12 protein-coding genes are annotated in these 10064 nt (G+C 58.1%); 3 read left to right on the forward strand and 9 right to left on the reverse strand.

The genetic code is table 11. The features are described 5' to 3' along the window. Positions 1-69: 69 nt before the first annotated feature. The 4 genes from CAG41_RS26045 to CAG41_RS26060 form a co-directional block, all read right to left on the reverse strand. The gene (locus tag CAG41_RS26045; RefSeq protein ID WP_085707667.1) at positions 70-1269 is read right to left on the reverse strand and encodes an ATP-binding protein; all 1200 of its coding nucleotides are present in this window, start codon (positions 1267-1269) and stop codon (positions 70-72) included. A gap of 10 nt (positions 1270-1279) precedes the next feature. Beyond that, complete coding sequence (locus tag CAG41_RS26050; protein ID WP_085707668.1) at positions 1280-1969, reverse strand: response regulator; 690 nt, start codon at positions 1967-1969, stop codon at positions 1280-1282. Between the two features lie 72 nt (positions 1970-2041). Next, positions 2042-2866 carry a MipA/OmpV family protein gene (locus tag CAG41_RS26055; protein WP_085586526.1) on the reverse strand — a complete coding sequence of 275 codons (825 nt, stop codon included), beginning with the start codon at positions 2864-2866 and terminating at the stop codon, positions 2042-2044. A 176-nt stretch (positions 2867-3042) separates the two neighbouring features. Continuing rightward, positions 3043-3999 (reverse strand): GlxA family transcriptional regulator, encoded by a 957-nt coding sequence (locus CAG41_RS26060; protein ID WP_085707669.1) that lies wholly within the window; start codon positions 3997-3999, stop codon positions 3043-3045. Positions 4000-4114: 115 nt separating this feature from the next. Between CAG41_RS26060 and CAG41_RS26065 the strand changes: the two genes are divergently transcribed. Further along, positions 4115-5116 (forward strand): SLAC1 anion channel family protein, encoded by a 1002-nt coding sequence (locus tag CAG41_RS26065; RefSeq protein WP_085707670.1) that lies wholly within the window; start codon positions 4115-4117, stop codon positions 5114-5116. 73 nt (positions 5117-5189) lie between these two features. Then, on the forward strand, positions 5190-5516 hold the full coding sequence (locus CAG41_RS26070; RefSeq protein WP_085586520.1) for a multidrug efflux SMR transporter: 327 nt from the start codon (positions 5190-5192) through the stop codon (positions 5514-5516). A 9-nt stretch (positions 5517-5525) separates the two neighbouring features. Here the strand turns inward: CAG41_RS26070 and CAG41_RS26075 are convergent, their stop codons facing one another. Continuing rightward, positions 5526-6437 carry a LysR family transcriptional regulator gene (locus CAG41_RS26075; RefSeq protein WP_085586518.1) on the reverse strand — a complete coding sequence of 304 codons (912 nt, stop codon included), beginning with the start codon at positions 6435-6437 and terminating at the stop codon, positions 5526-5528. A 103-nt stretch (positions 6438-6540) separates the two neighbouring features. Between CAG41_RS26075 and CAG41_RS26080 the strand changes: the two genes are divergently transcribed. Beyond that, positions 6541-7293 (forward strand): SDR family NAD(P)-dependent oxidoreductase, encoded by a 753-nt coding sequence (locus tag CAG41_RS26080; RefSeq protein ID WP_085586516.1) that lies wholly within the window; start codon positions 6541-6543, stop codon positions 7291-7293. 735 nt (positions 7294-8028) lie between these two features. Here CAG41_RS26080 and CAG41_RS26085 read toward each other — a convergent pair. From CAG41_RS26085 to CAG41_RS28965, 4 genes are all read right to left on the reverse strand, one after another. Beyond that, positions 8029-8403 carry an SMI1/KNR4 family protein gene (locus tag CAG41_RS26085; protein ID WP_085707671.1) on the reverse strand — a complete coding sequence of 125 codons (375 nt, stop codon included), beginning with the start codon at positions 8401-8403 and terminating at the stop codon, positions 8029-8031. A gap of 134 nt (positions 8404-8537) precedes the next feature. Continuing rightward, positions 8538-8921, reverse strand: coding sequence for a hypothetical protein (locus tag CAG41_RS26090; RefSeq protein ID WP_085640949.1), 384 nt, complete (start codon positions 8919-8921; stop codon positions 8538-8540). Positions 8922-9230: 309 nt separating this feature from the next. Then, positions 9231-9527, reverse strand: coding sequence for a hypothetical protein (locus tag CAG41_RS26095; protein WP_085640947.1), 297 nt, complete (start codon positions 9525-9527; stop codon positions 9231-9233). Next, a partial coding sequence (locus CAG41_RS28965) for an RHS repeat-associated core domain-containing protein (RefSeq protein WP_085707672.1) occupies positions 9527-10064 on the reverse strand: 538 nt, incomplete at its 5' end. The genes CAG41_RS28965 and CAG41_RS26095, both read right to left, overlap by 1 nt.

Genomic DNA, 10064 nt, shown 5'->3' on the forward strand with positions numbered 1-10064 from the left:
TAGCCCAGAGAAAGGGTGACGGTCGACACGTTGTCGCTGCCAGGCGCTGGGAGTGCGCCGCTGTCACGCTTAAAGATCATGCCCCTTTGATGTCGCAAGGTCGTCGCAGGCACAGGGCAAGCTGATTTCAATGTCCATTCCGCCTTGCGCACCTCGGCGCGCGGCGATCTCGCCGCCGTGGGCGGTGCAGATGGCCAAGGCAATCGAAAGCCCCAGCCCGCTGCCGCCCGCACCGCGGCTGCGCGACGGCTCCTGGCGCCAGAATCGCTGAAACACACGCTGCAGCGCCGCTTCGGACAATCCGGGGCCGCGGTCGCTGAAGATCAGCGTGAATCGCTCCGGATCCGGTCGCCCCTGAATGTGCAGATCGCCCCCGGTTGCGGCGTAGCGCAGGTAATTGTCCAGAAGGATGTTGAACAGCTGGCCGATGCGGTTGCGGTCTGCGCTGATCGGCAGCGGCGAAAGGCCGCTGACCTTGACCTCGCGCCCGGCGTCGGCCAACTGCGGCTTGAACCAGTTGATCCGTTCGTGCAGCAGTTCCTCGACGTTGAAGGTGGTTCTCGACAGGGGCAACTGACCCGCCTGGGCGAGGGACAACAGAAGCAAGTCATCGACCAGCAGGTTCAGGTGCTCCAATTGATTGAGCACCAGACCGAGCTGCTCCTCATTGGCGGGGAACACGGTGTCGATCATCCCGCGAACCCGGCCCATCGCGGCGTTGAGGGGCGTGCGCAACTCGTGGGCCAGCACGGCGCTGGACGCCTGCACTTCTTGTTCGTAGAGCCTGAGCCGGCGGGTCATGCTGTTGAAGTCGCTGGTCAGGCGCTGCATCTCCAGCGGCATTCTTTCGCTGACGCGAAGGCTCACGTTGAGGTTGCCGCCGGCGACCTTCTGCGCCGCCGCGGCAATCCCGATGAACCGCCTCGACAGCGGGCGCACCAGCAGAAAACCGGTGGCGACGATCAGCGGAAGCGCGGCGGCCAAGAGCAGGGCGATGGTCCACCAGTCGGCGCCGGTGATGCCGGGGCGGATGTCATCGAAATGGTAATAGCGGGTGATGTAGGCCCACAGTTCGGCCTCATGGCCGGCGGGTTGTTCCATGAGCGAGGCGAAGCGCTGTTGCGCGTGCAGGGGAATGTTGGCGTTGACCTCTTTCTGCCACCAGAGGTAGCGGATCCACATGATCATCGCCATCGAGACGACGGCACTGCCGGCGATGAGCCCCATGCGCCAACCGACCCATTTCCACAGCGTGACCGGTTTGTTCATCGCAGGGGCCTCAATGGAAGCGGTAACCGATCGAGCGCACCGTCACCAGCACACCAGTGATGCCCTGAAGCTCGAGTTTGCGCCGGATATTGTGGATATGCGTGTCGACCACCCGGATCAGCGCATCGCTGTCCGGCAGGCAGCGGGCCAACAGATCCTCCCGGCTGAACGCTTTCTGCGGCGAGCCCAGCAGGATGGCCAGCAGATTGAATTCGGTCGGGGTGAGCTCGACTGGCAGGTCCGTGCCGTCCTCCTGAACCACACCGACCGAGCGGCTGTCGGTGTCCAGCCACAGTGACTCGAAACGCAGCCGGGACACGGCCTTGGTGCCGGCCTGGACGCGGCGCAGCACCGCATGCACCCGGGCGACGACCTCCTTGGGGTTGCACGGCTTGACTACGTAGTCGTCTGCGCCGTACCGCAGGGCGCCGAGCTTTTCCGGCTCGTCGCCCATGGCGCTGACCATGATGACCGGCGTGTCGCCGCGCCGGCGCAGCGTCTTGAGCACTTCGGATCCGTTCATCACCGGCAGCATCATGTCGAGCAGCACCAGGTCGGGCTTGAGCCGCTGGTGCAGTTCGACGCCCATGAGTCCGTCCTTGGCGATCGCCACATCGAAGAAATCCCGTGTCAGGTAGGCCTCGAGAATGCTCGCGCTGTCGGCGTCATCCTCGACAATGAGGATCAGTTTGCTGGTCATAAGGGGCTCGAAGACAAGACTTGCCGCGGCCCGGGCAGGCGACGGCAAGGTTCGGGGGAGGCTGGCGTGGCGTCAAAACGCGTAGTTTACACCCAGATAGCTCACGGCCGTGGTGTCCTTGGTGATGATCGGGCTGTGGCGGACCTGGTCGGTGTAGTGGGTGAGTTCGACGCCGGCGATGGTCGACCAGTGCTCATCGAACGCGTGCATCCAAGTTAGTTCGGACGAGTAGGCATAGATGCCCTTGTCGGCCTTGTAGCTGGCGAAGCGCGACTTGGCGCTTTGTTGGTCGGTGACGCCGAAGTAGGTCTGGTTGAAACGCGCGTTGCCGGCGTGGGCATCGAAGCCCCAAGTGACCTTGTCGCGGGCGCCGTCGAACAGCTTGCTCTCGAACCCCAAAGCGTACTGATCGCCGCGTTTCTCTCCGCCGGTGCGCAGCTCGGCCTTGGCCCTCAGTGCCAGCCACGAGGTGAGTTGCTGGGCGGCATGCAGGTTGAGCACGGTGGAGCTGCCGACTTCGCCCATGCCTTTGAGCTTGTCCGAGCCGTAGCGGTACTTGCTGTCGCCGTCCGCGCGACCGGCGTCCTGGCCGATCGAGGCACTGGCGCTGAAACCTGAAGGCGACTGCCATTGCAGGCCCAGGCCTTCCTTGAGGTCAAAGAAAAACATCCCGCGTTCGACGCGAAGCATCGGCAGGGCCGTCGATGTGTAGTTCTCCGAGCCCAGGTAGCGAGGGCCGTAGGCAGCGCCGAGGCCAAGGGTGACATCGGTCTTGTCGCCCCAGAGGCCGGTGTCGCCTGCGCGCGGCTCATCGGCCTGCGCGCCGGTGGCGATCAGCGAGGCATTGAATGTCAGGGAGAGGATCAGACCTTTACGAAGTCCATTGATGACGCGCACGCGGGTATTCCTTATCAAGATCAAAAAGAGGGAGAGGGGCTTCGTCGGGGAACCGTCGATGAGGGTTTGCACGGTTCTGCAACGAGCAGACGGAGGGAGCTTACGGAGCCATTCACAAGGCCGGCTCAAGGGTTTTTCAAGATTTGATCAAGATGGGGAAAAGTTCTGGGCGTCGGTCACACCGATGAAAACCGCTTCCGATAATCGCTCGGCCCCACCCCGAGACGACGCATGAAGGCTCTCCTGAAACCATCGGTATTGGCATAGCCGACCGTGTCGGCCAAGCGCTTGAGGGAGACGTCCGAATCTTCGATCAGGCGCCTGGCGGCATCGATGCGGGCCAGCTCCACGAACTCCGCCGGCGTCGAGCCGGCCTCGGCCTTGAAGGTGCGGGCGAAGTTGCGCTCGCTCATGCCGGCGCGAACGGCGAGGGCAGGGACGCTCAAGTCCGACTTCAGGTGCTGCAGCACATAATCCTGCACCTCCCGGATCACGCTGCGTTCGGCCGTCTGGGCCGCCAACTGCGCGCTGAACTGCGACTGCCCGCCCGGGCGCTTGAAGAACATCACCATCTCCCGCGCCACGCTGAGCGCCAGTTCCCGGCCGTGATCTTCCTCGACCATCGCCAGGGCCAGGTCCATGCCGGCGGTGACGCCCGCCGAGGTGTACACGTTGCCGTCCTTGATGAAGATGCTGTCGGCGTCGACCAGGGTCTGTGGGTTTTCCCTGGCCAATTTCGCGCTGGCGTTCCAGTGCGTCGTGACGCGACGTCCGTCGAGCAGACCGGCGGCCGCCAGGAGGAACGCGCCGCTGCACACCGAGCCGATGCGGCGCACCGATCTGGCCTGCTTGCGCAGCCAATCCTGCAGGGCGGGGTTCAGGGCGATCTCGTCGATGTGCGGGCTGCCGGCCACGAGCAAGGTATCGATCCGGCCTTTGTAGGTCTCGACGGTCTGATCGACGCTGAGCTTCAGGCCGCTTGAGCCTTTGATCATCCCCTTGTCGGTGCCGATCACTTCCACCCGATAGGCCCGTGGATTGCCCAATTGCTTGGCCGCTTCAGCGAAGACATCCGCCGGGCCGACCACGTCCAGCAGTTGTACGCGGGGGAAGGCGAGGAGTGTGATGCGCATGGTGTCTGTCCTGGTCGAATGATTGGCTGAATACGTCGTCATGCGACTGTTTCAGCCAAAGGCTCATTGACTGAAAATAGCCACAACAGCAAATTCAGTCAAACGGGAGACTGCCATGAACACTGCCTGCACCCCCAGCGTCGCTGCGGCTCAATCGATAGCTGCCCGCACGACCTCCATCAAGAATCTGCCGATCAATCTGTTCGGCGCCGTCATGGGCCTGGCAGGCCTGGGGCTGGCATGGCGCTTGAGCGGTCAGTACTTCGGCATCGGCGGCCTGCTGGGTGAAGCGATCGGTGCGTTTGCAGGACTCGTGTTCGTGCTGCTGACGCTGGGTTACCTGGGCAAATGGGTCAAGCATCCGGAAGCAGTGCGCGGTGAGTTCAATCATCCGGTCGCCAGCAACTTTTTCGGCACGGTCACCATCGCGCTGTTGCTGCTGTCTGCGGTGGCGGCGCCTCATAGCGCGCTGCTCGGCGAAGTACTTTGGATCGTGGGCAGCGGATTGACCGTGCTGCTGGCCGGCCTGGTGGTTTCACGGCTGCTGTCGGGCAGTCAGGATCCGTCCAATGCCGTGCCTGCCTGGCTGATTCCCGGCGTCGCCACCCTGGATATCGCGGTCACCGGAGCGCACATGCCCATGGCCTGGGCTGCCGAGTTCAATCTGTTCGCCATGGCCGTGGGCGCGGTGTTGGCGCTGGTGTTCTACAGCCGAATCTTTTCGCGGCTGGTCCATCAGGCCGCGCTGGCCAAAGGCATGGTGCCGTCGCTGATGGTGTTGATCGCGCCCTTCGAAGTCGGCTTCCTGGCGTACACCAACGTGTTCGGCGAGATCGACCGGTTTGCCAGCGTGTTGTTCTACTTCGGCCTGTTCCTGTTCGGGGTGCTGAGCTTCAAGGTGTTCCGCCGCGATGTGCCTTTCGCGCCTTCGTGGTGGGCCATCAGCTTTCCCATCGCAGCCCTGAGCAACGCCGCGCTGAAGTATGCACATGCCCAGGACAGCATCCTGCTGACGGCCATCGCTGTGTTCATCCTGCTGTTCCTCACAGCGGCACTGACGGTGTTGACCGTGAAGACACTGGCCAGCCTGGTGCGCGGCAAGCTGTTGGCCAACTGATTGACGTCTACCTCCCCTTTGGCGAGCCCTGAGCGGCTCGTCTTTTTTTTACCCTCGAAAAAGGTTTTGTCCCATGACGTACGGCACCTCCTGGCTGCTGCTGATCCTCGCCGGTTTTCTGGAGATCGCTTTTGCGATCGGCCTGAAATCCGCCAATGGCCTGGAGAGGCCTTGGATTCTCGCCGGCACCTTGGTGGTGTTGGTTGGCAGCTTGTCCTTACTGACGATGGCGCTGCGGATCCTGCCGGTCGGAACGGCCTATGCAGTGTGGACCGGTATTGGCGCGGCGGGGACGGCGCTGGTGGGAATGTACTGGTTGGGGGATGGGGTTTCGTTTTGGCGGTTTTTCTGGATCGGGTTGATTCTGGTGAGCGTCGCGGGGCTTCGTTGGGGAGTGTGAGCGGCCAAGTCACTCCTGCCAACCTGGCCTTGAAAGATGCTCGGCAAAGAAATCGGAAAGGGCTTGAACCTTTCTCGGCCTTGCACGCGCTGACGGGGTCACGAAATACAGACCGCCTCGCGTCATGTGCCACTCAGGCAGGATGCGTTCCAGACGTCCATCGGCCAGGTATTCGGCGGCGATGAACTCCGGAAGCTCAGCGATGGCCACCCCGGCCAGCAATGGCGCGACCAGGGCATCAGCGTTGGTGACGCGCAACGGGCCGTTGGGTGTTACATCCTGTTCGCTGCCGTCATCGTGGGTGAAGCGCCATACTTGGCTTCGTGCCCGATAGGCGTAGCTCATGCACGCATGGGCGGCCAAATCGCGCGGATGGGTCGGATGGCCATGCAGGGCCAGATAGGAGGGGGCTGCCACCAGGTGCTGGCTAACCGAACAGATCCGTCGAGCGACCAGAGAGGAATCGGGGAGGGCAGCGATCCGCAGTGCCGCGTCGAAGCCGTCGGCGACCAGGTCAACGGTTGAGTCCGACAGGTGCAGATCCAGCTCAAGCGCCGGGTAGCGCGCCAGCAGCTCAGGGAGTAACGGTGTGACCCAGCGCAGGCCGAACGACATGGGCACGGCCAGCCGCACCAATCCCCGCGGCTGCACAGAGAGTTCCTGGGCGTCGCTTTCCATTTCTTCGGCCTGGCGATACATCGCACTCGCTTGCTCGACCATGCGTCGGCCGAACTCCGTCATCGAGAGTTGGCGTGACGTGCGGTTGAACAAGCGACCACCGAGCCGTTCCTCCAAGCGCGCGACCGCTCGCGACACCGTAGGCACCGACACACCCATGGCCCGTGCGGCGGCCGCGTAAGAGCCTTCTTCGGCCACTTTGGCGAACATCGCCAGCCCTTCGAAATCCGGAATTCTTGGCATTTCAATTCTGCAATGATGACTTTCAAATGATTCTATTTTGAAAACATCCCGAGGTCGATACGCTTCTCCCACACCAAATCACAACCCCCACGGGAGAAACATCATGAGCAAGAAACTCGAAGGCAAAATCGCACTGGTAACCGGCGGCACCACCGGCATCGGCCTCGCCACCGCCAAACGCTTCGCCGAGGAAGGCGCCCACGTCTACATCACCGGCCGCCGCCAAGCGGAACTGGACAAGGCCGTGGAACTGGTCGGCAACGCCACGGGCATCGCCGTCGACTCCACGCGGCTCGACCAACTCGATGCGCTGTATGCCCGCATCAACCAGACCCACGGACGCCTCGACGTGCTGTTCGCCAACGCCGGCGGCGGCTCCATGCTGCCACTGGGCGAAATCACAGAAGCCCACTACGACGACACCTTCGATCGTAACGTGAAAGGCGTGCTGTTCACCGTACAGAAGGCCTTGCCACTGCTGGCACAGAACGCGTCCATCATCCTCACGGGCTCCACGGCCGGCAGCTCGGGCACCGCGGCGTTCAGCGTCTACTCAGCCTCCAAAGCCGCGGTACGGGCCTTCGCCCGCAGCTGGATCCTGGACCTGAAGGACCGCGCAGTCCGGGTCAACACCCTGAGCCCAGGCGCGACCCGTACGCCCGGCCTGGTCGACCTGGCTGGCCAAGATGCAGCGCAACAGCAAGGATTGCTCGACTACCTGGCTTCGCAAGTGCCGATGGGACGAGTGGGTGAACCCGTCGAGATCGCCAATGCGGCGGTGTTCCTTGCGAGCGATGATTCGAGCTTTGTGAATGGGGCTGAGTTGTTTGTCGATGGGGGGCAGGCGCAGGTTTGAGTCTGACGGTTTGCGAAACACGCTGCGGTGGCCTGCAGATGTTGGATCGCCGGGCTGCCGCGGTGTTTTGTGCGCGGTGCTGCCGCCGGTCAGGTGGTGTTGGCTGTCGTAGCGGTACTCGGTGACGAGCTTCTGGCCAGCACCGCGGCGTTCGCGATCAGGCTGTAGTGGACGGGCGCTGGAACAGGTTATTTTTACGATGAGTAATGGACTGTATGCACGCAATCATTATCGTCCATGTAAGTGATAAAGCTGAGAACCGTATCGGTTATCCAGAAAGGAAAGCCGGTTGTTTCAGATAGAACCATACTTAAGTCAGTAGAGGACTGCAGCTTCCAAGCATGGGTATTCTTGTCAGTAACAATAAGTATCGGATTTTCTAGATAATCTAGTGTGTTGATTTTTTTCCAAAAGTCCGGGTCGTATATTTTTGTAGGGTTATTTAGGTGTGCAAGGTCCAAATTTTTGACCTTCTGGATAAAGAATTTTCTATTAGTTCTATCGTTAGATTGTTCAGCTCTTCCGTATTGAGCTCTTTGCTTCTTATGTTGTTATTTTTAAGGGCGATATTGATTTCTTCTGCTAGGTAATTCACGGTGGATCTCCAGTTCTTGTACGTGAATCAGGTAATGACTCTAGAAGGATATGCCTTCTTACGGCACCGCCCACCTCGTTATTTTGAGGGTCTGCAGGGTCAACGACAGATGGAGCTTTGCCGCCTTTTTTATAGTTATTTTATTCTTCTGAACTCCAGGCTGCATGTTCATCTATAGCGTGTCGAAACCAGGTATTAAAGTTTTTGTAAGTATTATGAAGCTCCCAGCCTTCTGAGGCAAAAGTGTGAATGATGAAAACCTGAGGATTGTGGCAGTTGTCATTGCCGTCGAAGCAGGCAATGTCATCATTTGCGTTGAACTTTGCGAAGGGTATTAAATCTCTTTTGGGGTAAAGTTTTTTCAGGGTGTGGTACCAGCAGTCAACGCTTCCATCTTCGAAAACAATGAACCACCACGGTTCAATGTCGACTTCCGGGGTTGCACTTATGGCATCTATAAAGCTTTCCGGGAAAGAAAATGAGCTTCTGTTTTTTATATCTAAGTAATGTTTCATTCTTTTCCGCTCAGTTTTGGTAGTTCATGCGACCCGTATGGAGTTTCTTTTCCAAAGCGTTTTGGTGACTGTTTTCCTACTCGCAGTTCGATTGCTTGCCCCCAAGAGTCTGGCTTTTTAACTCATGTCGTAGGCTATAACGGGTAGTCACATTTCCATGGTGGCGTGAAAAGGGCGGGGTTTATGTTTAGGTGCTCTAGGTGTTTATATAGATCGGCTTCTGAGTTTGCTTCTTCTAAATTGACTATCGTAATGTCTTTGTCATCGATTCCGTCGCTAGCTTCAATGGTCTTTTGGGAAATTGTGAAAACCACAATCGCAAAGCGTGAGTCCTTTGTGCTGTGTATGAAGTCGTAGTATTGGTGCGGCGTTGTTAATTCGTACTTGTAAATTGCATATATGGAAGCCCACGTTCTAAATAGTGGGTTTTCAGATTTAAGCTCTTGCGCGATATTGTCATAGCCTTTCCCCTCCAGTCCGAACCAGACGGCGCGTGGGATCGTAAGATCGTTACTCATTTTGACCCTCAAAATGGTTTGGCCAGTAGAATCGAAAGATTTTTCGACCTTTTGGATGTAGTTAAAGGTGTCGCATAGCTGGATCAGGTTGCCGTGGGCGTCGTAGGTGTAGTGGCACTGAAGCAGCTGGTTCTTGTCGCACTAGCTTACGCTACGGGCCAGCAGGCAGCCCTATTCGTCATCTTTATCCTTGAGCTCATGCGGAGCTGCATGCAGGGGGGCGTACTATTAATCTATGGGTACTCGCATGTCCAAGGGGGAGTAAATAGTTCAGAGCACATTTCAGTGTTCTGGAATTTCAGACAGAGCCTAACTTGTGGGTTTCCAGAACTTAATGTTTTCCATGTGGCGTTCGATATCATCCATGTCATCCTCTCCGATCGTCGAGTCAAAACTTGAGCTGATAATTTTTCGAATTTTTGCAAGACGCTGAGTTACTTTTTCATCATCGATAAAGTCAGTCGTCGCTCTTCGGTACTCTTCGATTGGTTTGTCAGCGTAGTAGCTGCCCATTTTGTGAAGCGAGATTAGAATAAACTCAATCTCTGCTAAGGTATCGAGAGCGTCCTCCCCAGAGAGTACTATTTTTTTGTTTTTATCAAGCATTATTTTCTCCGGGTGAAAGTTGGATTTTCAAGTTTTAGATTGCCCTTGATTGTGAGTTCCATAGTGCCATATCTAGGGTTTTTTACCCATTCCAGTTGAGACTCGGGTACGTCTGTTTCAATATAATCTCTACCTCGGCCTCTTCCTATTTGGTATTTTTCTTCGGCCTCAAGTTGACTAAGTGGTTTTTTATTGGCGGGTTCAACATAGACTCGATTGTTATCTTGAGCTTGAATTACACCATCACTTTCGATTCCGGTGGATCCTCTTCTGTTGGTGTAATGTCGGACACGAACTGTTTTTTCACCGCGAGGAGCAGGAACTGCTGGTTCACCTTCATTGGTTTTCGCCTTTCCTGTTGGGTTCTCGGTATCGCCTGAAGAACTTGATTTCCCTTTGGGACATTCTCCGCTCAACCCCAACGGATCCACCCACCCCGTAGGGTTAGGCACGTACTGGTAGTTGTTCAACCCACCCGCCAGCTTGATCGGATCCGGCGTCAGGAACCGTCCAGTCCCCGGATTGTAGTAGCGATGG

The sequence above is a fragment of the Pseudomonas sp. B35(2017) genome, from assembly GCF_002113645.1.
Taxonomy (GTDB): domain Bacteria; phylum Pseudomonadota; class Gammaproteobacteria; order Pseudomonadales; family Pseudomonadaceae; genus Aquipseudomonas; species Aquipseudomonas ekonensis.

Bases quoted from the DNA above. Each gene is read 5' to 3' on its own strand.
- CAG41_RS26090 (WP_085640949.1), bottom strand. From the start codon at position 8,921: ATGAGTAACGATCTTACGATCCCACGCGCCGTCTGGTTCGGACTGGAG.
- CAG41_RS26095 (WP_085640947.1), bottom strand. From the start codon at position 9,527: ATGCTTGATAAAAACAAAAAAATAGTACTCTCTGGGGAGGACGCTCTC.
- CAG41_RS26050 (WP_085707668.1), bottom strand. From the start codon at position 1,969: ATGACCAGCAAACTGATCCTCATTGTCGAGGATGACGCCGACAGCGCG.
- CAG41_RS26045 (WP_085707667.1), bottom strand. From the start codon at position 1,269: ATGAACAAACCGGTCACGCTGTGGAAATGGGTCGGTTGGCGCATGGGG.
- CAG41_RS26070 (WP_085586520.1), top strand. From the start codon at position 5,190: ATGACGTACGGCACCTCCTGGCTGCTGCTGATCCTCGCCGGTTTTCTG.
- CAG41_RS26085 (WP_085707671.1), bottom strand. From the start codon at position 8,403: ATGAAACATTACTTAGATATAAAAAACAGAAGCTCATTTTCTTTCCCG.
- CAG41_RS26065 (WP_085707670.1), top strand. From the start codon at position 4,115: ATGAACACTGCCTGCACCCCCAGCGTCGCTGCGGCTCAATCGATAGCT.
- CAG41_RS26080 (WP_085586516.1), top strand. From the start codon at position 6,541: ATGAGCAAGAAACTCGAAGGCAAAATCGCACTGGTAACCGGCGGCACC.
- CAG41_RS26060 (WP_085707669.1), bottom strand. From the start codon at position 3,999: ATGCGCATCACACTCCTCGCCTTCCCCCGCGTACAACTGCTGGACGTG.
- CAG41_RS26075 (WP_085586518.1), bottom strand. From the start codon at position 6,437: ATGCCAAGAATTCCGGATTTCGAAGGGCTGGCGATGTTCGCCAAAGTG.